At 37.9% G+C, this 22,904-nt stretch carries 22 protein-coding genes; 14 read left to right on the forward strand and 8 right to left on the reverse strand.

Features of this window, described 5'->3' with window-relative positions; all coding sequences use genetic code 11:
- Positions 1-17: 17 nt before the first annotated feature.
- Positions 18-1,502 carry a spore germination protein gene (locus RGU12_RS18465; protein ID WP_309537329.1) on the reverse strand — a complete coding sequence of 495 codons (1,485 nt, stop codon included), beginning with the start codon at positions 1,500-1,502 and terminating at the stop codon, positions 18-20.
- Positions 1,503-1,689: 187 nt separating this feature from the next.
- Between RGU12_RS18465 and RGU12_RS18470 the strand changes: the two genes are divergently transcribed.
- The 7 genes from RGU12_RS18470 to RGU12_RS18500 all read left to right on the forward strand — a co-directional run bounded on the left by RGU12_RS18470 (position 1,690) and on the right by RGU12_RS18500 (position 9,578).
- Complete coding sequence (locus RGU12_RS18470; protein WP_309537330.1) at positions 1,690-3,069, forward strand: S8 family peptidase; 1,380 nt, start codon at positions 1,690-1,692, stop codon at positions 3,067-3,069.
- A gap of 86 nt (positions 3,070-3,155) precedes the next feature.
- Positions 3,156-4,850 carry a DUF6044 family protein gene (locus tag RGU12_RS18475; protein ID WP_309537331.1) on the forward strand — a complete coding sequence of 565 codons (1,695 nt, stop codon included), beginning with the start codon at positions 3,156-3,158 and terminating at the stop codon, positions 4,848-4,850.
- Between the two features lie 21 nt (positions 4,851-4,871).
- A complete protein-coding gene (locus RGU12_RS18480; protein WP_309537332.1) occupies positions 4,872-5,903 on the forward strand; it encodes a glycosyltransferase family 2 protein in 1,032 nt (343 codons plus the stop codon).
- Complete coding sequence (locus RGU12_RS18485) at positions 5,872-6,273, forward strand: GtrA family protein (RefSeq protein ID WP_309537333.1); 402 nt, start codon at positions 5,872-5,874, stop codon at positions 6,271-6,273. Before RGU12_RS18480 ends, RGU12_RS18485 begins: the two co-directional genes overlap by 32 nt.
- 608 nt (positions 6,274-6,881) lie before the next feature.
- Positions 6,882-8,138 (forward strand): hypothetical protein, encoded by a 1,257-nt coding sequence (locus tag RGU12_RS18490; RefSeq protein ID WP_309537334.1) that lies wholly within the window; start codon positions 6,882-6,884, stop codon positions 8,136-8,138.
- A gap of 9 nt (positions 8,139-8,147) precedes the next feature.
- A complete protein-coding gene (locus tag RGU12_RS18495; RefSeq protein ID WP_309537335.1) occupies positions 8,148-8,915 on the forward strand; it encodes a YfjC family protein in 768 nt (255 codons plus the stop codon).
- 129 nt (positions 8,916-9,044) lie between these two features.
- On the forward strand, positions 9,045-9,578 hold the full coding sequence (locus RGU12_RS18500; protein WP_309537336.1) for a DUF5381 family protein: 534 nt from the start codon (positions 9,045-9,047) through the stop codon (positions 9,576-9,578).
- 52 nt (positions 9,579-9,630) lie between these two features.
- Here RGU12_RS18500 and RGU12_RS18505 read toward each other — a convergent pair whose 3' ends face one another.
- Complete coding sequence (locus tag RGU12_RS18505; RefSeq protein ID WP_309537337.1) at positions 9,631-10,812, reverse strand: D-alanyl-D-alanine carboxypeptidase family protein; 1,182 nt, start codon at positions 10,810-10,812, stop codon at positions 9,631-9,633.
- A gap of 266 nt (positions 10,813-11,078) precedes the next feature.
- Positions 11,079-11,792, reverse strand: coding sequence for an ASCH domain-containing protein (locus tag RGU12_RS18510; protein WP_309537338.1), 714 nt, complete (start codon positions 11,790-11,792; stop codon positions 11,079-11,081).
- Positions 11,793-12,082: 290 nt separating this feature from the next.
- On the opposite strand from RGU12_RS18510, the gene RGU12_RS18515 reads away from it, so the two are divergent.
- The 4 genes from RGU12_RS18515 (at position 12,083) to RGU12_RS18530 (ending at position 14,084) form a co-directional block, all read left to right on the forward strand.
- Positions 12,083-12,427, forward strand: coding sequence for a gamma-type small acid-soluble spore protein (locus RGU12_RS18515; RefSeq protein WP_309537339.1), 345 nt, complete (start codon positions 12,083-12,085; stop codon positions 12,425-12,427).
- 139 nt (positions 12,428-12,566) lie between these two features.
- A complete protein-coding gene (ypzF, locus tag RGU12_RS18520) occupies positions 12,567-12,716 on the forward strand; it encodes a protein YpzF (RefSeq protein ID WP_165439141.1) in 150 nt (49 codons plus the stop codon).
- 208 nt (positions 12,717-12,924) lie between these two features.
- On the forward strand, positions 12,925-13,215 hold the full coding sequence (locus RGU12_RS18525; RefSeq protein ID WP_309537340.1) for a helix-turn-helix domain-containing protein: 291 nt from the start codon (positions 12,925-12,927) through the stop codon (positions 13,213-13,215).
- A complete protein-coding gene (locus RGU12_RS18530; RefSeq protein ID WP_309537341.1) occupies positions 13,212-14,084 on the forward strand; it encodes an IS3 family transposase in 873 nt (290 codons plus the stop codon). The genes RGU12_RS18525 and RGU12_RS18530 overlap by 4 nt, the downstream gene beginning before the upstream one ends.
- A 101-nt stretch (positions 14,085-14,185) precedes the next feature.
- Here RGU12_RS18530 and RGU12_RS18535 read toward each other — a convergent pair whose 3' ends face one another.
- Entirely contained in the window at positions 14,186-14,791 is a 606-nt protein-coding gene (locus tag RGU12_RS18535) for an alpha/beta hydrolase (RefSeq protein WP_309537342.1), read from the reverse strand.
- Positions 14,792-14,963: 172 nt separating this feature from the next.
- On the opposite strand from RGU12_RS18535, the gene RGU12_RS18540 reads away from it, so the two are divergent.
- Positions 14,964-15,452, forward strand: a complete 489-nt coding sequence (locus RGU12_RS18540) for a hypothetical protein (protein WP_309537343.1) — start codon at positions 14,964-14,966, stop codon at positions 15,450-15,452.
- An 88-nt stretch (positions 15,453-15,540) separates the two neighbouring features.
- The gene (locus RGU12_RS18545) at positions 15,541-16,548 is read left to right on the forward strand and encodes a DUF3231 family protein (RefSeq protein ID WP_309537344.1); all 1,008 of its coding nucleotides are present in this window, start codon (positions 15,541-15,543) and stop codon (positions 16,546-16,548) included.
- A gap of 25 nt (positions 16,549-16,573) precedes the next feature.
- Here the strand turns inward: RGU12_RS18545 and RGU12_RS18550 are convergent, their stop codons facing one another.
- From RGU12_RS18550 to RGU12_RS18565, 4 genes are all read right to left on the reverse strand, one after another.
- The gene (locus tag RGU12_RS18550) at positions 16,574-17,422 is read right to left on the reverse strand and encodes a MurR/RpiR family transcriptional regulator (RefSeq protein ID WP_309537345.1); all 849 of its coding nucleotides are present in this window, start codon (positions 17,420-17,422) and stop codon (positions 16,574-16,576) included.
- Between the two features lie 4 nt (positions 17,423-17,426).
- Positions 17,427-18,812 (reverse strand): aspartate aminotransferase family protein, encoded by a 1,386-nt coding sequence (locus RGU12_RS18555; RefSeq protein WP_309537346.1) that lies wholly within the window; start codon positions 18,810-18,812, stop codon positions 17,427-17,429.
- Positions 18,813-18,974: 162 nt separating this feature from the next.
- On the reverse strand, positions 18,975-20,981 hold the full coding sequence (locus RGU12_RS18560; protein WP_309537347.1) for a TRAP transporter permease: 2,007 nt from the start codon (positions 20,979-20,981) through the stop codon (positions 18,975-18,977).
- Positions 20,982-21,059: 78 nt separating this feature from the next.
- Positions 21,060-22,067, reverse strand: a complete 1,008-nt coding sequence (locus RGU12_RS18565) for a TAXI family TRAP transporter solute-binding subunit (protein ID WP_309537348.1) — start codon at positions 22,065-22,067, stop codon at positions 21,060-21,062.
- Positions 22,068-22,434: 367 nt separating this feature from the next.
- Here RGU12_RS18565 and RGU12_RS18570 point away from each other — a divergent pair, with 367 nt between their 5' ends.
- Positions 22,435-22,863: a DUF4064 domain-containing protein gene (locus RGU12_RS18570; protein WP_309537349.1), complete on the forward strand. Its 429-nt coding sequence runs from the start codon at positions 22,435-22,437 to the stop codon at positions 22,861-22,863.
- Positions 22,864-22,904: the final 41 nt, after the last annotated feature.

Genomic DNA, 22,904 nt, shown 5'->3' on the forward strand with positions numbered 1-22,904 from the left:
ACTCCTTGGACTTTCGGCTACTCATCAATGTCTTTTTTCTTCTGTGCATTCTTTGAATTAAAACGGTTTGTGTCTCCTGGACGAACATACATTGGGCGTTTCGAAAGCTGCGAAAATGGCAACCGAACAAATGCATCCTTTAAATCCCGAATCCGCAATGGGTAAAGTGGTTCTAAAAATGGTCGCCCTAAGGAAGTTAATCGAATTAAATGTGTTAATAAAAAACAGAAACAAATCACAATTCCTAATAATCCCCAAAGCTGTGCTAAAAGGAGAAATGGAAATCGTATTAACCTAATTGTGTTACCCATTGTATAAACAGGTGTTGTAAAAGAAGCTAATGCAGCTAGGGCAATCATAATCAACAACACATTACTCGTAAGTCCAGCTTCAACAGATGCCGTTCCAATCACGATACCACCCACGATACCGATTGTTTGACCAACCTTGGCTGGTAGCCTTGCACCAGCCTCACGTAGCAACTCAATGGTTATTTCTAAAAACAAAGCCTCTAAAATAGGAGGCAATGGAACCTCACGTCTTGAGATAACCAAAGTTGCCAGCAAATCTCGTGGAATTAATTCATGATGATAGGTAAGAACGGCCACATAAATTGGTGTGATTAATATGGAAAAGACGACTGAAAAAAGACGAAGCATCCGAACAAATGACCCAATGTACCAATTCATGAAATAGTCTTCAAACGATGAAAAAAACTCAACAAGGGTAGTCGGGGCTATAATGGCTTGAGGAGATCCCTCGGATAGCACCACAACTTTTCCCTCCACTAATACGGAAGCAGTGCGGTCAGGACGCTCTGTTTCAAGAACTTGTGGAAATGGAGAATTCGTATTATCAGCAATGATTTCCGAAATAAAAGAAGTATCATTAATCGAATCATACTCGAAATCATGGAGTCGCTGTAAAAGGGTTTGAACATTCTCTTTTTCCACAATGTCTTCTATATAAAGTACGGCTACCTTCGTCCTTGATAACTTCCCAACCGTTAGTTCCTTCACACGCAATTCAGGTACCGGCAATCGTTTTCGTATTAAATTCAAATTGGTATCCAGTGATTCGACAAATGCCTCTTTCGGACCATTTACACTGAATTCAACTTCAGGTGTACTAACCGATCTTTTTTCAAATTTCACTGCGTCTATAAGGGCACAATAGCCGTCATGCTTGTGAAATTGAACCATGATACTGCCTTGCAAAATTTTATTTTCTATTTCTTTGACCTTATTTGTAATCACAATCTCCTTATTCGGAAGAACTCCTTTAAGGTTTTGGATTGAATGGATTTTTGTATACAGCAAGTATGGTAGAATCTGTTCATTGAGGGTTTGTGTATCAATAATATTGCGCTGATAACAAACCCAAAAAGGGCGAATGGCTTGGTTATTAAAGTGACAAATAAAGTCCGATGATTTTCGGAAGGTCTGATAGATATCCTCAGTTAATCGAGGTTTTTTATGTTCTTTTTTAAACCAATTTGCCATAGCTATCCTCCCCTTTTTTTACATGGTTCACTTTTTGCCACATCTCCCCTCCTGTTAATTATTCCTTGAAATGCATGGAATTTATGCATAGAACTTCTATTTACTTTGAAATTATTGGAATGAAATTGAGGCATGAAACTGGGTGTCCAGCAGGATAATAAGAAAAAGTGTGTTTGAGGTGATCCTAATGTGGAATAAAAAAAGAATTGCTATTGTGGCATTAGCCATTACAATTGGACTAACGCTATTTGTTTCTTTTTCATACTTTAATGATGAGGATAAGACACGCACAAGATCGTATTCATCTCCTAACAGTTCTGTAAGATTAAAGAATGAAGCGATTGATACGACTCCTCAAATTATGAATGTTGATTCGATTCAACTGTATAATAAAGTTCAAAAACAATTAGATAACCATAAAGAAATTGATGTGATTGATCATAATGGCAAAGACAAAAGCCATTACCATCACCATCAAGTCATTGTTGATTTTAAAAACCACCTAACACAAGCCGAAATTAAACAAATCGAAAAAGATATCGAAGGAAAGCTTTTACGCAAACTCGATTCCTCTTATATTTTTGAATCAACTAACTTGAAAACAGGTGAAATGATTTCGTATTTCGAAAAAAACAAAAACGTTGAGTTTGCCGAGCCAAATTATATTATGATGCAAAACCAGGAGCATCCAAATGACCTTTTATACAATGATTTCCAATGGAATTTACGGATGATTGATTCGGAAAACGGCTGGGGCATTACGCAAGGATCGGATAAGGTGAAAATTGCAATTGTTGATACAGGGGTAGACCTCGATCATCCTGATCTCGTTAATCGAATTACAGAGGGTTATAACATTCTAAAGGATAATAATGTTCCAGATGATGATAATGGTCATGGTACACATGTTGCCGGTATTATTGCATCCCAAACAAACAATCATGAAGGAACAGCAGGGATCACATGGTTTAACCCCATCATGCCTGTTAAAGTAATGGGGTCTGATGGATATGGTTCCACTTTTGATATTGCCCGAGGTATCATTTGGGCAACTGACCATGGGGCGGATGTTATCAACCTTAGCCTTGGCAACTATCAGGGCTCAAAGCTATTAAAACAAGCGGTTGAATATGCATACAAACACGATGTTGTAATGGTCGCGGCATCAGGGAATGACAATTCAAGCCAACCGAGCTATCCATCCGCATACCCACAAGTATTAAGTGTAGCAGCCGTTGACCTAAACGGGGATAAAGCGGATTTTTCTAATTATGGCGATTATATCGATGTAGCAGCACCAGGTGTAACGATACCAAGTACCTACATTGATGAGCAATATGCTGCATTATCAGGTACTTCAATGGCTGCCCCGCATGTTGCTGCTCTTGCAGCTTTAATGCGCTCAATCAACCCAAACCTTTCAAATAAAGAAATTATGGATATGATCAAAGGCACCAGCTTGGATCTCGGAAAAGCTGGGAAGGATATTTATTTTGGCGAAGGGCTGATTGACATTGTCCAAGCTCTCCAACAAGCAAAACAAGGAGCGAAAGCTAAAAGTGGGTAACCCCCACTTTTTCTTTTTACATTCATATTCCAAACGATTTAGGAAAGGATAAAAAAAGAAATAGGCATAGTATTGGAGGAAGGAAGTTGTCTAATACTGGAACTCAACAACGAAGTGAGTATCGTCTCATCATCGCTGCACTTTTACTCATCGTCATTTTTGTATCTCCGTATTTTATTCTTGGAGAGAATGCTCATTTACGAGTCCATGACAATTTAGACTCAAATCTTGCCTGGTATCGGGTTTTAGCCCAGAGCAATCAAATTCTTGGACCAGTTGATGCGAACATCCCACAAATCATCAATGGGGAACTCCAAAGAGGTGCATTTGGAACAGAATTTAGCGGGATTGTTTGGTTACATGTTCTATTTCCACCAATGGTTGCCTATGGGCTAAGCCAATTTATCACCAGATTATTTGCATTCATCGGGATGTACTTGTTATTAAAAAAACATTTTTTATCAAAAAAGGAATGGTCATGGATTCGTGTAGGGGTTTCATTAGCTTTTGCACTAACTCCTTTTTGGCCATCTGGAATGCTAAGTACCCTAGGGATGCCTTTAGCCCTTTGGGCACTCCTTAATATTCGTTCAGGTGAGAAATCATGGGTCAATTGGTTGACATTGACCTTACTCCCGTTCTACGCAAGCATCGTCCTTGGTTTTTTCTTTTTTATAAGCGCGATGGGGCTCCTTTGGATTGTAGATTGTGTACGTGGAAAGGGATGGAATCTTCGTTTTTTATGGGCACTCATCTATTTCACCCTCATATTTATGGTGGTTGAATACCGATTAGTGTACTCCTTTCTTTTTATGGACGAACCAAACAGTCGTGATGAATATTTTCATGCGCGCTTATCATTCTTTAGTGCGTTACGACTTTCCTTAAAAAATTACGTCCTAGGTCATACCCATGTAATGAGTGTTCATGGCTTAATCATTTTGCCAGTAACTCTATTAGCTTTAAATATTGTGTTTTTAAAGAAGAAATGGAAGCAGGAAAAGGTATTTCTTTTCTTACATATCTTAAATGCTTTTTTATCTATTTGGTACGCATTTTGGTTTTATAAAGGCTGGGTTCCTTTAACGGAACGGTTTCATTTTCTAAACACATTTAATTTTGCAAGATACCATTTTCTTAGACCAATGGTGATCTACATGTTATTTGCCCTTTCGTTAAAAATTCTGTGGGAGTACAAAACGAATTGGAAGCGAGCAAGCTTATTATTCTTGGTTGCCCAATTAGCAGTTGTGGTCTCCTTTAATGAAGAAATTGTCTATAAAAAGAAGCCCTCCTTTCAGCAATTTTTTGCTGAAAAACAATTTGAGGATATCAAAACGTACATAGGTTTGCCACAAGACGATTACCGTGTTGCAAGCATCGGTCTCCATCCTGCCATCGCTCAATTTAACGGATTTTACACCCTTGACACATACAATAACTTTTATCCTCTTTCCTATAAGCATCAATTTCGGGAAATTATTGCCAAAGAGCTAGATAGGGATAAAAAATTACGTCAATATTTCGATGAATGGGGAGGGCGTTGTTATCTCTTTTTGGATGAACTCGGAAAACACTATATGTTCAAAAAGACCTCCAAAAAGGAAATAAAAAAAATGGAACTAAATATGAAAGCATTTTACGACATGGGAGGAAGGTATATTTTTTCATCCTTACCCATCAAAAATGCGACAAAAAATCATCTCAAACTTGAGCAAACCTTCGATTCACCTGAATCTGCATGGAGGATTTATTTATATCGGGTGTCAGTTAATGAATAAAAACTACTAGGGGGATTCATCATGAAAGCACCAATCCTTACCATTGTTGTCCCTTGCTACAATGAAGAAGAAGTTCTTCCAGAAACGATGAAACAGCTTCGATCCCTTATAGAGGAACTTATTACAGACAAGCTTGTATCAGAAAAAAGCAGACTCTTGTTTGTCGATGATGGCAGCAAGGATCAAACTTGGTCCATTATTTATAAAAAAGGACTAGAAGACAGTAAGATTAAAGGGCTTAAATTAGCCCGAAATGTCGGGCACCAAAATGCATTACTGGCGGGTCTGTTTGCTGCAAAACGTCAATCTGATTGTCTGGTTTCAATTGATGCCGATTTACAAGATGATATTGCCGTCATTCGCGAGTTTCTGAATCGGTATACTGAAGGATATGAGGTTGTATATGGTGTCCGAAAAGAGCGCAAGACAGACACCTTTTTCAAAAAACATACAGCACAAGGATTCTATAAGCTGATGCAATTCATGGGTGTGAACCTTGTTTATAACCATGCTGATTACCGGTTAATGAGTAAACGAGCCGTTGAGGTCCTTGAACAATTTGATGAGAGCAATCTTTTTTTACGCGGTGTTGTTCCTCTTGTTGGCTTTCAATCGACGTCTGTTTTTTATGATCGGAAGGAACGAATGGCCGGCGAGACGAAATACCCATTACGGAAAATGCTCTCATTTGCCCTTGATGGGATTACATCCTTTAGCATCACACCGATTCGCTTTATTTCCTTGATTGGATTGCTCTCCTTTTTTGTCAGCCTTTTCTTTGGTGGATACTTTTTTTATTTAAAATTTAGTGGCCAAACCCAAACAGGATGGACTTCAATGATTACGTCGATTTGGTTAATTGGTGGGCTACAGTTGATTGCTCTAGGTTTTATTGGGGAATATATCGGAAAAATCTATAAGGAGACGAAGCGACGGCCAAAGTTTGTTGTTGATATTGATACGTATAATCTTGCGGTTCCGGATGAAGAGCCTCTTACTCCTAAAGAGGGGGAACTCTTGATTGATTACAACTCACTTTCCAAAACCAACTAATACCTTTGTTCGTTTTTTGCTGGTAGGCGTGATAAATACGCTGGTTGGACTATCGAGTATATTTTTATTGTTAGATGTAGTCAGTCTTTCCTATTGGCTTTCTACCTTTGTTGGTCATTCAATTGGAGCCGGAGTCAGCTATATGTTGAACAGGCAATTCACTTTCGCTAGCAAAGCAATGCATGGCAAGAGTATTCCATTGTTTGTTTTAGTGATTTTAAGCTGCTACTTTCTTTCTTTTTCAATGAGTAAGATGATTTCAGGTTTTATTTTTACGCAATATACAAACGAGATTGCTGTGTTTCTGGGGACGGGCCTTTATACCGTTATGAACTATCTCGGGCAGAAATATCTTGTGTTTTCATCATAAAAGCACTTTGACTTTGGGGAGTCCAATAAGCAAGGAACCCCATTGTAGAAGTGCTTTTTTCATATTTTTTTTATTGGCTGTTTTTGCGAACTTTGTTGTTTTTGATATTGCCATTAATAAGTATTATTAGACACTTAGGTGTTCCCTATAGTGATTGGAACGTATGGAACGAGATCCTCGAAAATGCAGGCATTTTCTGCGTGCGATGTAGTTTCAAGGAAGTAAACTCAACGTCCTGCGGGAATAGCGAGCCAAGCGAGACCCCGGAGTGAGGCACGAGCGGGAGGCCCGCGGAAAGCGAGTGCCAGAAGCGGAAATCACCCTAGTTCCACCTATAAACTTTAAGTTAATAGCAACATTCTTTTGAAAAGAGCCTTCTTGTTTAACGGTAACCCGTCAACTCCTCTTTTTTTGGAAAATGCCAGAAAATCGACCTTATTTCGGCAAAAACCACAAGAAAATAATGTAAAATATATCTTTAGTCCCTTTACGAACATTCACTACTTTTTTACTATTATCTATAGTGACTAATTTACCCATCAAATTCCCTCATTCGAAACAATCCAAGACAAATTAATCAAATAAAAAACATAAAGGAGTGGAGCTTTGTGTCGCAAATACATATAAACCCATCTGCGTTGAATGGGAACATATCAGGCTTGGGCCAAACGATTTCAAAACTATCAAGTATAAGATCAAATGTAAATTCTCTCAAGTTCGGTATCGACAGTAAAATTTCAAGTCGTAGTAGTATCCAAAGCAGATTGTCAAACGCAACGAGTTCAATGCAAGATGTTGAACACGATTTAAACCAATTAAAGTCATTTATTACAAACACCGTTCAAAAATATCAAACCGCTGAAGGCAGAGTTTCACAAAAAGGTCAACAACTAGAAGATATGCTAAATGATTTTCGTAAAAACCTTATGCCAAGTAATTTATATGAATTCTATAACAATACTTGGGGAGTCGTAGATGGATTAATTACAGCAGGTGCCTATTCTGGAAGTGCGTTCCTCTACCAGGCCCTAGGATTTCAATTTGAGAAAATGGATAATGGGTTATACCGATTCATTACGAGCGACAAAACTTTCAAGAAGTTTAATATACCTACTGGTCGCGTAGTCGATTTCATTGAACGGAATAAATATTTAAATGCTGCAGCACGATTCTTAACAAAACCATCTTCCCTTTTCCTCCATAAGGATAAGTCATTATCTGAGTTAATTTACAATAAATTCACGAAACAGTATCCGAAAACCGTCGTGAATTATGCGAACAATGTAAAGGCCATGATGATAGGAGCATCCGATGATGGAGCTAGAGGTGTTATGAATGTGATAAAAAACAACGCAGGTACTATGGCAAAAACTTCCCTTCGTTTCTTAAAAGGAAATGCACTTCTTGCAGGTGGAATTACACTCGTAACTGAGGGAATTGGAGCAACCATTAAAATAACGGAAAACTATGCCTTATACGGGAATGATATTGAAAAATTAAAAACAGAAAATGCAAAAGTTGTAGGTGAAGCAGCTTATAAAACTGTCGTCAATACAGCAGCATCTACAGCGGGTGCCGTTATCCTTGGCGGCGCATTAAGCGTACTCGGTCCGGTAGGTACTGTTGTCGGCGCTAGTGTTGGTGGTTTCCTCGGTAGCCTTGTTGGTGATGCCATTACAAAACATACACCACAATGGGTAACAGACACTGCTGTTAAGTTTAAAGACACCATCCATAAAGGCACGGAGTTTATCGGAAAAGGTGTAGATAAAGTAAAAGAAGGATTTAATGCTGTAAAAGAAAATGCTGCGAACCTGGTTAAAGGTGCTGGTAATTTTTTTAGTAAATTAGGGTTTGGAGGTTAAATGGACATTATGGAGAAATTTTCACTTTCTGTAGAAGAGGTAATCTTCTGTTTTTACAGCGAAGGTTATTTTGAACAAGGTAATGCAATAAGGCAAGTGTATTTTGGAGATTTAAGTGATGAAAAACTAGAACTCATGTTAGAAACTGCAAATCGATCGTTACTATCGAAAGACCTATTAATTTATAAAAATCGTAAATTCACATTGGTTGAAGACTTGAAAGAAATTATCATTTTCATTAACTCTGCAGAACAAACTGTTCGCGCATCTAAACATGGTGATCAAAACGAAGAAGAAGCGATCTCCTATCATATTGGGGAAAGCCTTGTGATTAAACAATTCACGAAATACGATGACCAAGTTCATGTATTTGAAAAAATCATAGATCATGATGTAATTGATAACCTAGTTGACTTCTTTCATGTAAGTAAAGAAGACTCATTGTCGAGTTCGGTCCTCACACTCACACAGGAAGAATTCGAAAGTTTACTAGAGATATTTGATAGCAATGAAAAACAATTTGATCTTCCACACTTCGAAGGTGAAATGCATCAGTTTTTTAACGTGTTATGGGAGTCCAAAGGCAAACTTAACACCCTAATGTTCATCGAATTCGGCAAAAAGAATGAACCTATCGTTGATACTGTGATTCTGTTTACGGATAACAAAGAGAACAACTATGAAATTGAAAAAATTGGCGATACCTTCAACATAAAATTAAGTACACAAAACTCAATGAAAGAACTTTTAAACAAATACACGAAAGTACCTCAGTGAAACGGAAACGAAGCTCTGGAATAGTCCTTACTTCCTTTTGCTTCCTATTACATTAAGAAAAAACCGTTCACATATTCTATTAAATCGAGGTTCCACATACATTTATTATGAAAGGAACGATGTTTTTTTATGAATAATTATCTGATACCCAATAAAAATGGTGTTGACCTTGTATATAAGAGTGGCGGGGTTGGTTGCCTATATATAGGAGTGGGAATTGGACTTATTGCATCTCTTTTCGTCCTAATCATCGGTACTACTCTTGGTACATTCAAAGGATTTATTGGAGTCATCATAGGCTTAATCGGTGTCCTATTTACAGGTGGTGCCATTTTAAGACTAGTCTCTGTACTATCGAAAAGCAAAGTCTTAATCACAGTTGAAGATGGCCATTTGATTAACCGTAAAAATCGTATACCTTTAGCTGATATTACGGACGTATCTTATGGATGGCATGCTGAAAAATTAAGCGGTGGCGTGTTCCAAAACCTCGTTGTCACCACAACAAATGAAAAAAAATATTACTATTCTTACTATAATTTAATTCCTGATCATATCATGAAACAGCTAGTCGAAGAATATATTCTTCCAAATGCAAACCCTGCTTGTAAGATCAAATGGGAGCAAAATCGGAAAAGTTCTAGTGAGACACTTAAATTATAGAGGGCTCAAAAGAGGCGTCCCCCTCACATTTTATCTAGCAAAAAAAGCACTTTTAGGTTAAGTGCTTTTTTTTCATGTTTTTTATCGTTTTCTGAAGGAAGACAACACCAACGCTTAAAAAAACGAGCATAAGGATTGCCGGTAAATGGTTCTTTTTAGATAGTTCATCCGGATCGATTTCGGCACGAGTGCCCATTGCTTCCTTTGGCATATCCATTTTAAGTTGCTTCGCCGCAAGTTGCCGGCCATCATCCCCAAGGACCTGAAGTACGCCTTGGTCATTCATTGCCAGTTGAACGTTTTCATTTTTCTTTTGCGTGTATGGAAGTGGTTTATTGAGATGGTAGCTTTCATTCTGCTCACCGTAAAACTTCTTATTTGCAGCTACCTCTGATATCTCGAAGTTTTCAAAGCCATAATCTAAAAGCGCTACTGTATCCTCATATGCGTCTTCATCACGTTCTGCCTTTAACACTATTGCAATTAAAGATAAATCTCCTTGTTCTGCCGATGTTGAAAGAGTGTATCGCGATTCTTGTACAAAACCAGTTTTTCCACCAGTAATCCCTTCATAGGGAATTTCACCTCGTAGCATTAAATGATGGCTAAAAAGGGTAGTATCCCATGATTCTCCATCCCATGCTAATTCCTTTGTTCCAAAAATCTCACGGAAAACGGGGTTCTTTAATGCATATTTCGTAATTAAAGCAAGGTCATATGCGGTTGTGTAGTGATTTTCATCGAAGAGACCGTGTGGGTTTGTAAAATGAGTCTGTTCAACACCAATTTTCTCTATTAAATATTGATTTAGTGACTTTGCAAAAGACTTTATGTCTCCATTAAGATGTTCCGCGAGGGCAACCCCCGCGTCGTTTCCGGAATTGATTAATAAGCCTTGAATAAGATGTTTTAATGTAACCTGCTCCCCTTCTTCAAGGTATACACGTGTACCATCTGTTTCATAGGCGTTTGCACTGACAGATACAACATCATCTAAATTTCCTTTTTCAATCGCATAAATGGCCGTTGCCATTTTCGTTAAACTCGCAGGGTACATTTGGGTACGACTATTTTTTTCATATAAAATTGAACCAGTATTTGCATCTACTAAAATGACTGCATCACTCTTGATCGCGGGTGTTCCAATTTTCGTAGCACCTTCTGCATGAACTTGAAAAGGCGAAAGAGAAGTCATTAGAAATACTAGAACGAAAACAAAATAAAACTGTTTCATTTCACTTCTCCCCTTGATACAAAGAGACCCTTACTCCCGTGTCTCAGCTATGATTTCTCTCGTTTTTGGGACAAGCTACCTGCACCCTCGTCCCACACGATTTTACAATTACAGGTATTCGTATGTCAAATTGATTTTCTGACGGGTACTCACAGTTCGGCGATCACCAGAGGAAAAGGATTGACTTGTAGCCTTGAGCCTTTGGCGCCTGGGTCTAGACATAGAAAAGACGTTGGCGATATTTTACCAAACGTCTGCTTTTTAAATTATTTATGGTATGTGTAAATGGAACTCCATTCATGGATGATATTTGTTGCCAAAAGTGCTTCTTGTGCAAACTTCTCAGCTTTTTTCATGAGTTCCTTTTCATTTAATTGTCCTTCAAAGTCAGGATTCACTTTATAATACATATAGGTGTTCGTATCATTTTGGCGAAACCGAACAAACGCAACAAAGTCCTTCTCTTTAAAGACCGAATAAAAGTAATCTGTTGACTTTCTAAACAATTCAAAATCGGTCCAATTAGTTATCTTATAACCTTCAGCCTCCGTCATTGGGACAAGGTGTAAGTCTATTGTAACATCTGTAAAAATGTCTGTAACCTGGAAATGTTCCACCACTATAATGGTATCTTCGTTAAGCTCGTAGCCATCATTTTTTAAAGGCTTTTCCCAGCTAAAAATATGGTCCTCGATAAATTCATCCAAAGTGGAATTTTCACCTTTTGCAATTCGCTCTCCCACTTCACCATTCATTTCGCCAAATCGAATTTCATAAAAATCGGTGATTTGGAGGTTTGCTTTATGCTCATTTCGCTTTGTAAAAACCTGAATGATATCGCCTATTTCGCTCTTTTCCTCGTTTGGTAATTGATCATACCAAACCTTTGGAGTACAGGTGACTGTCTTTACACCTCTTAATACCTCTTCTAGAAGTCTTTCATCGTATTCATCTCGACCCCAAAAATCGATTCGTTTCATTCAAATCACCTCTTCCACTATTTGAATTATATAATGGGAGGTTTGAAAGAAACAACCAAAAAACTCGGTAAACTCCATGATTGTACTTAATTAAACCGATTTTACCATTTTTAGTTCAATGCATACGCTTTAGATTATACCCCTGCTACCCTCTCTCATTAAATGAAAAAAGTCACACATATAGTATTTTTTACAATACATGGGGACGAGCGTTTCTACACAAATTAAGAAAGGATTTTTAAAAGGTGATGGCCTTTTGACTATCCAAAAAATTCGTCTGGGAGGTTCACATGCAAAACAACAATCAGCAAATTCCAGAACAGGCTCAAGCCGCTTTAAATCAGATTAAACAAACGGCTAAGCAATTAGCCCAAACAGAGCAAATGAATGCTCAACAGTTCCAACAAAGCTCACCACAAGCACAACAGGCTGCCCCTGGATTTGCAGGACGTGAATTGAATGCTGCTCAACAATTAAATCAGATAGAGCAGACCGCACAACAGCTCCAACAATCTGTTGGGCAACAACAGTTCACTTCATCTGGTTCCTCTTTCAGTACTGAATTTGCTAGCGAAACTGATGTAGCTGAGGTTCGAAAACAGAACCAGCAATCACAAGCTAACAAAAATCGCTAGTCACTCTTTACTATAATACCTCCACACCATGTGGAGGTATTTTTAAGGAATTACCTAAATTTCCAACACTAGGCACCACATAAAAGGTTCTAAACTACTCATACTACAAAATGAAAAGTTAAGAATGGAGATGAAGGAATTGGGTAGAACGAAGCGTGGAAATGCAAATGCGCAGCGAAATAATAATGTCAAAAAAGGAAATAGAATCAGTGAAGAACTTGTTGAATTTGCATCCTATACAGAAGTAGAAGCAGAAAAACAAAATGTTCAAAAGAAGAAAAAGAAATAAAGTAAGGTCAAGGTGTAGCCTTGACCTTTTTTGAACCTAAAGATGAAGTTATAGCGCAATTATTATAAATAATACGCAATTACTAAAAGTAACACGCATTTCTCGTTTGCTATCGCGCAATTCCGGCCTGCTATTGTACCCATATGGTAGACAACTTTAGAAAAACGCACTCTCAAAATGTTACATTTAGTTTAGGGAGAGTGTAAAAATGAGTATTCAAAGTAATTATCCATATGATTTAAAGAAGCAAGTTGTAGAGATGTTCTTAGAGGGATATTCTGCGGCTGAATTGGCAACGAAATTTGAGATAAAAAATCAACGTAGAGTATATGACTGGGTAGAGAAGGTGAGAGCCGAGGGGTACTCTGCATTAAACAATTCTAGGGGACAGAAAAGTAAGGGGAAGAGTAAGAAGAAAAAGACGTTAGAAGAAGAGTTCGAATTACTAAAGTTGGAGAATGAATACTTAAAAAAGTTGTTGGATCTAAAAAGGGGGTGAACGATAAGGAAGAACAATACGCTTTTATTCATGCTTATTCAACTGAATACCCAGTCACAAAATTGGTGGAAATAACGGAGGTATCACGTTCTGGTTACTATAAATGGTTAAAAAGGAACGGAAGCAATAATCAAGATAGGATAGATGAATCTCTATTTCTTTATATTCACAAGATATTTACTGATAATCCAGGAACAGTTGGTAGAAAGCGAATTAAAATTGGGTTAAAGAAAGATTATGGGTTGGTTGTTAATGAGAAACGAATTTCTAGAATCATGCGTAAATATGGATTACAGTGTAAGGTTCGAAGAAAGAAGTTCAAAAATAGACCTCAACCAAATGGATTAATACCGAATATATTGGATAGAAATTTTCGTGCGATGAGACCTGGGATTAAATTAGCGATTGATATTACATATATTGAAGTGGAAAAAGGTTCTCAGAAATGGATGTATTTATGTGCAATAAAAGACCTATTCAACGGGGAAATAGTAGCTCATTCACTTGGAACGAATCAGGGGATGAAACTAGTATATAGAGCGTTAGATGCATTGAAAAAAAGAGGGTTTGAGAATAGAGCGATCATGCATAGCGATCAAGGTACTCAATTCACAAACCATCGGTATATGAAGCGACTACAAGAAATGGGTATTAGCCAATCTATGTCCCGCAGAGGCAACTGCTGGGACAATGCTTGCATAGAGAACTTCTTTGGGCATTTGAAATGTGAAATGCCTTGTTTCAGCCACCCTGAAACAGTGATAGAAGTGCGACAAGCAGTAGAAGCTTATATTCATTATTATAACAATAAACGTATCCAAACGAAATTAGAAATGAGTCCTGTTGAATATAGGACTCAAGCAGCTTAATTTTGTGCGTTTTTAATAGTGTCTACTTGACAGGGGCATGTTCAGTTTGCTATCGCGCAATTCGACTAGATTAAAGCGCAATCGGACTTAATTATCCCTGTTTAGAAATGCTTTTTATACCACTCAGCTGCGGCTGCAACCTCTGTTCCGGTTAACATATGTCCATGGTTTTCCCAGTGAACCTTTACATCTGCATTTGCATTTTGTAAAAGGTTTTGAAGGTCAATGGTTTCTTGTGCAGGACAAATCGGGTCATTTTTACCGGCTGCGATGAAGACTGGTATACCTGATTGGTCTGGTAATTCAATGTCACGTCTTGGCACCATCGGATGATGTAGGATAGCTCCTTTTAATGCATCCTTGTAATGGAACAATAGGCTTCCCGCGATATTGGCTCCATTTGAATATCCGATAGCCACTATGTTATTTCGATCGAATGAATATTCTTTTGCCGCTTCATCGAGAAAATCATTTAATTCTTTTGTTCGGAAAATAAGATCCTCTATATCAAAAACACCCTCGGCTAAGCGACGAAAAAAGCGAGGCATGCCATTTTCTGATACATTTCCACGGACACTTAATACTGACGCATCTTCATCAATATGTGGAGCAAGCGGCAATAAATCAGATTCAGTTCCACCTGTTCCATGTAACAAGAGTAATGTTGGTTTTGTCTTATCTTTGCCTTCTCGGAAAATATGCTTCATTATAATTCCCTCCAAAAAAATGGTCGTTCTAGTATTTCCAACTTGAAATTTAATTAATAACTCAAATTAAAGTATCTTAATTTCAAGATAATATACTCCATTCCATTTGTCAATTGTCATATAACTCGGACAAGTTTCATATTCTTTTATATACGTTTTTAGGAGGGGAAGTATGAGTCGAAAAATCATTTTTCTATTTATTTTACTAACATTTTTAATAGGATGCACTGCAAATTCAAAGACAGCCTCAGAACTGTTCAGCACCCTTGATCAAAATCTCTCGCAGAAGGACCTGGCATTATTAAATAGCTTGGAAAGTCATGTTCAAAAATTTATCCAACTTAATGAAGAACTAGATATGCTTTTGGATGAAATGAAAAAAGAGGATGGACTTGAGGCAGCCATTGAAACGATGCAAATCGCGAACGAAGAGGCCATGTATATTTACAACCTAATTGAGCTTGATGATCAGCCCACTAATGAAAATTTGCATGAACTAAGAAGTCATGTTCAAGCGTCGATTGAACAATACATGGAAGCCATGAATATGCAGCTTGAAGGAATTTCAACTGGTAACCCAAAGAAGACGGATGAGGCTTATGAAGAAATGAAAATAATAAATGAGGAATTAGATAAATTGTATCGTTCAATGAAAGGATAAATTGATGTAGTGCGTCTCCACGCAAAAGAATAGAATTGAACATTTAACCAAATACTACCCATAGATGATGATTCGGGGAGGTGGCCTCGTGGATAAGCATAATGTTCGCTTATCTAGTGCTGAAATTGGTGGTTTGTGGACAACTTACATCCAGGGTAGTATGACCATTTGTTTAATCAAATATTTCCTTCACCATTTACAAGATGAAGAAATTAAAGCTATCTTGAAACAGTCTGATCGCATCTATAGTGGGCAAATGAAACAAATAAAGGAAGTTTTTTCACAAGAGAAGATCCCCATACCTGATGCATTTGGTGATGAGGATTTAAACTTGTCCGCCCCACCACTGTTTTACGATCCTTTTGCTCTCACATTTGTTTATGCGATGAGTCGTATGAACATGATTAATTTTAGTTTCATTACATCAAATATCACTAGAGAAGATGTGCGATCATTTTTTTCTAATTGTCTTTCTGATGCATTAATACAATATAATGAGGCCACACAGTTAATGCTTGAAAAAGGAATGTATGACCGACCACCAATGGTCGTCTATCCTACTGAAAATGAGTATATTGAAAAGAAATCTTATCTAACTAAAGTAATCGGTGGAAAAAGACCATTAAATGTGGTAGAAATAACCGATATGTTTTTTAATATTGAACGGAATTACTTTGCGATTGTCCTTTGTATGGGATTTCAGCAGGTGGTCCAAGACAAGGAAATCTTGGAATTTATTAAAGAAGGAAGAAAGATTTCTGAGATGCAAATAACTTTTATTAATGACTTATTTAAAGAGGAGAATCTCATGGGTACAACCTCTATCTCTATGGAGGTAACAGGTTCGACCGTTTCTCCGTTTTCCGATAAACTCATTTTGACGCTCTTCCATGCTCTTAACGCAATCGATATTACTCTTATTGGACATGCCCAATCATTATCGATGAGGACAGATTTAATCGCTTTTTATACAAAAACAATAGGTGAGATTTTCTTATATGCCGCAAAAGGCTTTAATCTTTTAGTTGAACGAGGATGGATGCAGGAACCTCCTTCAAACCTTGATCGAAATAAATTAAGGAACACTCATAAATAAACGGCGTGCCATTTGAGGCACGTCGTTATTTATGAAAAATTTGAAACCGATCCCACACTTCCTCTAAATCAGTAAGATGTTTTTCAATTTCTCCCCGCTTTTTTCGCCCCACTTCCGTTAATAAAGCATTCACTAAACTTAACGGAGCAACAAACGAATCAATATAGGACGGCATTTCGCTAGGCGAGCAAAGAGTAATATCGGCATAGGGAATCAAGGGTGAAAGTATCGTATCTGTAATCGCAATTACATTTGCCCCCCGATCTTTTGCGAATGATATAGCATCAATTGTATTTTTCGTATATCTCGCAAAGCTTAGTCCGATTACGGTATCCTCATTATTTATTCGAAATAACTTTTCAGAAATACCATTCGGGTTTCTAATTAACTCTGTATTTTCAAACAAGAGGTCCAAATAAAACTCTAAAAAGGAACCAAGTGAAATTGCACTTCGATTCGCAACAATAAAAATTCGTTTTGCATCGATAATTGCTTGAACTGCCTGACGGAACGCAGTTATATCGAATTGGTCTGCCATCTTTTGAATTCGGCCTACTTCCTCCTGAAACATTTCATAAACGGCTTTATCCTCCGAGTCATAAATATCATCAGAGATTTTTAACCTTTCCACCGTGGTAAGTTGCCTTTTCACGGAATCTTGCATCGCTTTTTGCCACTCGGGATATCCACTATATCCAAGAAATGTAGAAAAACGAACAACAGTCGCTTCACTAACACCTGCCATTTTCGCAAGCTGTCCAACTGTAAAAAATGGAACAGAGTCTGTATGTGCCAATACATACGTTGCAATTTTACGTTGTGATTTACTCATTTCAGTTAATTTATTGGTGATGTTTTGGTATACCTCTTCCATCTTCTTACTCGATTCCTTTCACTCTCCTAATCGCTTTTTCATGCTTACTGATGGTTTCATTTAAATCTTCTTCTGAATGTACAATAGACATTGAATAGCGATTAAGTGGTTTTGTATAGATTCCAAGCTTTAAAAGCTCATCATCCAGTTTTTTACGGAATTTCATATCTGCCTTAATTAAATCACGGTAATTTCGAATTTGATGATTAGCATGCACAATATTAAAAATACTCCCCATCCCAACAGTCTGCATAGGGATCCCATATGAGTTGTAAAGTTTTTCAAGGCTTGAACGAAGGTAATCCGTCTTTTGTATTAATTCAGGGTACACATTCGCTCCTTCGAGAACTTTGATGGTTGCTAATCCTGCTGCTAAGACAATCGGATGACCATTATACGTTCCACTATGAAATAAAACATCTTCTTTCTGCGCAGCCTTTCCACCTGCTGATAAAATATCTCCCCCATTCGAAGGATCCATTATCTCCATAATATCTTGAAGTCCACCAACTGCTCCAATTGGAAAACCTCCACCCAACACTTTTCCAAGTGCCGTAAGGTCAGGTTTTATACCATAAATTGATTGTGCTCCTCCTAGCGTTAAACGAAATCCAGTCTTAACCTCGTCAAAGATTAAAAGTATCCCAAGATCCTTGGTTAATTTCCGAAGCCCATCCATAAAACTCTTTTCAGCTGGGATAAATCCACCTTGAACTGGTTCAATTATCACAGCTGCAACTTCATCTTTATATTTTTGTAATAACTGTGTTGTTGATTCTAAATCGTTAAATGGGAGAATAACTGTATTTTCGACATAGCGCTCCGATATTCCTTTCGATTCTGGTACAGAGTTTGGTCTCTTCTCATGACCAGCCTCATCGATTGTTGGATTTACGCTTAACAAAACTTCATTATAGCCTCCATGATAATGACCTTCAAATTTTGCGAGAGTCGTTTTCCCTGTATACGCTTGTGCAATCCGAATCGCTAGTAAAGTTGCCTCTAGGCCCGAATTGGTATAGCGAACCATCTCAATACCTGGAAAATAATCAATTAGTTTATTTGCCATTTCTACTTCCAACAAATGAGGCGCACCAAATACAGCTGTACCTGCAGTGACAAATTGATTATTTACAGCAGACGTAATTTCTGGGTGGCCATGCCCAAGAAGAAGCGCTCCATAGCATAATAAATAATCAATATATTCATTTCCATCTACATCAACTAAACGGCTCCCATTTCCTTTTTCCATAAAAATCGGATGCGGTGAAAAGAATTTAATGTTCGCAGAAACTCCACCAGGTATCACGGATTTTGCATTCAAAAAATAGTTTGCTGACCTACTTGTTTTTTCTGAGTTAAGCCTTTGGTTAGAATGAAATAATGTCAATCGAACACACCCCTTTGAAATTAATATTTCACATTAATAATGTTTGAAATATTTATTTCATTATAAAGTAGGACGGACGTGGAAGTAAATAGGCTTCTCGAATTCATTTTTCATTCTACAAAAACAGTAAAAAACCACCCTTTCTAAAAGGGTGGTAGAGCCTTAGCTTAGTGATACAGTTGGAGATTGAATATTTTCTTTTGGTCGTCGTGATTGGATAAATAAAATGGCCAATAAGGCAATTACACCTGCAGCTCCGAAATAAATACTCGGTGAAACAAGTGAAAGACCTGCTGCAAATAGAATAATTCGCTCCCAAATAAAAGTTCTTCTTATGAAGAAGCCTACCATTGCTGTACTTATTCCAATCATGCCAATAATCGCAGTTATCACTGATATGGTTAAGAATGGAATCTCATAGTCTATTAAGAGCATCTGTGGGTTGATTACAAAGATAAATGGAATGATATATGCAGCAGTTGCTAACTTTGTTGCCGTAACTCCCGTCGAAAATGGATTTGCCCTCGCTAAACCTGCTCCAGCATAGGCAGCTAAGCAAACCGGTGGAGTAATGTCTGCTACAATTCCAAAATAGAATACAAACATATGAGCAGCGAGAACCGGAACGTCTAATCCAAGGATTAATGCAGGTGCTGCCATTGTTGCTGTAACAACGTAGTTTGCAGTTGTAGGAAGACCCATACCAAGAATTAAGCAAGCAATCATGGTAAAGAATAACGTAAGAATGAGGCTACCTCCACCTAATGCAATGATTCCATCTGCAATACGTCCACCAAGTCCTGTTTGAACAACGACTCCAACAATGATTCCGGCTGATGCACAGGCAGCGATTACTGGCAAGGCAACTCTTGCACCTTCCTCAAGTGCTCCAACCATGCTTTTTAAAGACATTCTTGTGTCTTTACGAACAAGACTTACTAAGAATGAAACTAGTATAGCAAGTAAAGCAGCACGCATTGGCGTTTTACCGGTTAACAATGTATAAAAAATAACGATGAGTGGTAACAATAAGTACCCTCGCTCAAGCATTAATTTCTTTGCTTTTGGTAAAGTCTCCTTTGGAGCCCCAACAATTCCAATCTTTTTAGATTCAAAATGAACTCCTAAGAATACACCTAAAAAATAGAGAATCGCTGGAATGATGGCAATAATCATGATTTGGCTATACGGAATATTTGTATAAGAAGCCATGATAAATGCTGCTGCCCCCATGATTGGCGGCATAATTTGACCACCAGTTGATGCGGAAGCTTCAGCTGCAGCTGCAAACTCTGGCTTATACCCCGCTTTTTTCATCATCGGAATGGTAAAAGAACCAGATCCAACCGTATTTGCTACTGAGCTACCTGAAACCATTCCTTGCAAGGCACTTGCAACGACTGCTGCTTTTGCTTGACCACCCGTAAACCTGCCTGTAATGGCAAATGCAATGTCATTGAAAAATTGTCCGACACCGGTTCGGATTAACATTACACCAAAAAATAAGAATAAAAAGATAAAAGTCGAAGACACTTGAATTGGTGTACTGTAGATTCCTTTCGTTGTTAAATACAAATCAGTAACTAATGTATCCCAAGAAAATCCACGGTGCGCAAATAGTTTCGTAGGGATCAAGTTTCCATATAACGCATAAAGGATCGCCACACTTGAAACAATCACAATCGGTAATCCAACACATCTTCTTGCTGCTTCGAGAACAAGTAAAACCCCTAATGTTGCTACAATAAAGTCTGGCGTCGTATACCCAAAGACAATTCGCTCCGTTACAAGCTCCTCATAAAATATGACATTATAATAACCGACACCTAATGAAATAATTGCTAAGACTACATCATACCAAGGTATTCCCTTTTGCTTACGATGAAGTCCTTTTTTTACAGGATACAACAAGAAGATTAAGCCAAGCGCCGTTCCTAAATGAATCGGTCCTTGAATACGTGCCTCGAACGCACCCCGATATCCTGTGAATAAATGGAAGATTGTAAGACCAACTGCCAAAATGAGAACGACCCACTTCCACTTTCCTAGGTTTCGTCGGTACGTACTTTCCCGGTCGTATTTTTCAAGAATTTCCTCTGTCGTTAGTTTTTCATCCTGTTGAGTAAGCTTATTTGAATCGCTCATCTCCTTATTCTTCCACCATTTCATTATTCTCACCACCTGATCATAAACTATTGGTAAAAAAAGGGCAAAACACATTGTGTCAAGCCCCTTTTTCTAAGGTTATTAATCTAGTATTCCAACTTCCTTATAATACTTTTCTGCACCTGGATGGATTGGTAAATCTCCTAATCCGCTAAGCGCATTTTCTTTCGTCATATGCGCTGCCTGAGCATGTGTGTTTTCACTTGCTTTTTCAATCATAACCTTTGCAAGTTGGTATGCTAGTTCATCATCCACTGTATCGGTGTTGGCAACTAGAACAGCAAATGCGGATACAACATTGGCATCCTCTTTTAACCATTCATATGAGCCCGCTTTGATTGTGTAGCCAGAATAACCACTGGTTTCTTCAACCGTTTTTAGCTCATCACCTGTTACCTCTAAGAATTTGACATCTTTTACTGAAGCTTGAAGTTCATCTATTCCCGCATCTGGTAATCCTAATAATCCGAATGAAGCATCAATTGTTCCATCCTGAAGCTTCGACTTTGCATCACCAAATCCTTCTTGGTATGCCTCATAATCCCCATCGTTAATACCATAAGCTGCTAATACCGCTTTCGTTGCTGCTTGTGTTCCACTTCCTGGAGGTCCAATTGCAATCCTCTTTCCTTTAAGGTCAGCGATTGTTTCCACACCCGTACTTTCACGGGTAATAATTTGAAGAACCTCTGGGTAAATATGTCCGATAAAGGCAAAGTTCTCAACCTTCTTACCCTCGAAATCACCAGTACCTTTTAGAGCATCATAGGCAGGTAGATTAACAGTCATACCAAGGTCAAATTCCCCATTAGAGATTTTCGCCAGGTTTTCTACAGACGCACCAGACTCTGTTGATGTTACGTTAACGCTTTCAATATTCTTGTTCCAAACATTCGCCATTTCTGCACCAAGTGGGAAATAGGTACCACCTTGGCTACCCGTACCCATGAGAAGATCTACTGTACCGGATTTTCCGCTACCTTCTCCGCCTTCATCCTTGTCCTCACCATTCGTGTTATCACTGCTGCAAGCCGCAATGACTAAAACCAATGCTAATAGCAAAGTAAGAAATGAGTACTTCTTTAGCATTTGCATTCCCCCTATTATTTTTTTATGTAGACCCTCAGGAATGAGGACACTACCAGTCTACTATTTTGGGTTAATTTGGTATAATTACCAATTCAACTCCTACATTCCTAGGTTAACACAAATCATTTGCGATTTGCAAAATTTTTTTAATATTCTATTAACAGGTTTGAAATAATCCCTTTAATTTCCTATGAGATGATTTTAAAATAGATATACTCTTTTTCACATCTTTTTTGAAACCTTTTTCCGTCTCTTTTCGTATATAGGTTAATTCCATTTTTGGAGAGGTTTAGGAAAAAGGGATTGCATACTATTTACTGTATAGTACAATCAAAAAGAAACATTTTTTCGAGGGGGAAACCATCTTATGAAACGTACAGGTGAAATTGTATTAACGATTATTGGAGCTTGTTTTTTTGCATTAATTAGTTTATTTGGGTTTATGTTTCTAGGTCTTAGTGGGGATAATGCATTTACACAGGAAATGGAGAACATGGCTGCTACAGATCCAGCTCTTGAAGGAATCGATATGGGATTCATGACTGATATGGTCGCGGCTGGAGGCTGGTATTTTATCATCGTTGGCATTCTTGCTATTATTCTTGGAATTGTTTCACTTGTTCTATTAAAGGGAGATAAACATCCAAAGGCGGCTGGGATTATTTTAATTATCGTAGCTGTGCTTAGTGCACTTGCAACAGTCCTTATCTCGATTATCTCAAGTATCCTTTATTTAGTCGCAGGTATCCTATGTCTCGTCCGAAAACAAAAGGAAACATTTAATCCGGAATATTAACGATTAAAAGCTTGAAGGTTTCGCTCCTTCAAGCTTTTTAT

The sequence above is a fragment of the Ferdinandcohnia sp. QZ13 genome, assembly GCF_031324165.1.
GTDB lineage: Bacteria > Bacillota > Bacilli > Bacillales > Bacillaceae_L > Ferdinandcohnia.

Excerpts from the sequence above, each read along its gene's own strand:
- RGU12_RS18465 (WP_309537329.1), bottom strand. The coding sequence starts at position 1,502 with ATGGCAAATTGGTTTAAAAAAGAACATAAAAAACCTCGATTAACTGAG.
- RGU12_RS18470 (WP_309537330.1), top strand. The coding sequence starts at position 1,690 with ATGTGGAATAAAAAAAGAATTGCTATTGTGGCATTAGCCATTACAATT.
- RGU12_RS18480 (WP_309537332.1), top strand. The coding sequence starts at position 4,872 with ATGAAAGCACCAATCCTTACCATTGTTGTCCCTTGCTACAATGAAGAA.
- RGU12_RS18495 (WP_309537335.1), top strand. The coding sequence starts at position 8,148 with ATGGAGAAATTTTCACTTTCTGTAGAAGAGGTAATCTTCTGTTTTTAC.
- RGU12_RS18500 (WP_309537336.1), top strand. The coding sequence starts at position 9,045 with ATGAATAATTATCTGATACCCAATAAAAATGGTGTTGACCTTGTATAT.
- RGU12_RS18505 (WP_309537337.1), bottom strand. The coding sequence starts at position 10,812 with ATGAAACAGTTTTATTTTGTTTTCGTTCTAGTATTTCTAATGACTTCT.
- RGU12_RS18510 (WP_309537338.1), bottom strand. The coding sequence starts at position 11,792 with ATGAAACGAATCGATTTTTGGGGTCGAGATGAATACGATGAAAGACTT.
- RGU12_RS18515 (WP_309537339.1), top strand. The coding sequence starts at position 12,083 with ATGCAAAACAACAATCAGCAAATTCCAGAACAGGCTCAAGCCGCTTTA.
- RGU12_RS18525 (WP_309537340.1), top strand. The coding sequence starts at position 12,925 with ATGAGTATTCAAAGTAATTATCCATATGATTTAAAGAAGCAAGTTGTA.
- RGU12_RS18535 (WP_309537342.1), bottom strand. The coding sequence starts at position 14,791 with ATGAAGCATATTTTCCGAGAAGGCAAAGATAAGACAAAACCAACATTA.
- RGU12_RS18540 (WP_309537343.1), top strand. The coding sequence starts at position 14,964 with ATGAGTCGAAAAATCATTTTTCTATTTATTTTACTAACATTTTTAATA.
- RGU12_RS18550 (WP_309537345.1), bottom strand. The coding sequence starts at position 17,422 with ATGGAAGAGGTATACCAAAACATCACCAATAAATTAACTGAAATGAGT.
- RGU12_RS18560 (WP_309537347.1), bottom strand. The coding sequence starts at position 20,981 with ATGAAATGGTGGAAGAATAAGGAGATGAGCGATTCAAATAAGCTTACT.
- RGU12_RS18565 (WP_309537348.1), bottom strand. The coding sequence starts at position 22,067 with ATGCTAAAGAAGTACTCATTTCTTACTTTGCTATTAGCATTGGTTTTA.
- RGU12_RS18570 (WP_309537349.1), top strand. The coding sequence starts at position 22,435 with ATGAAACGTACAGGTGAAATTGTATTAACGATTATTGGAGCTTGTTTT.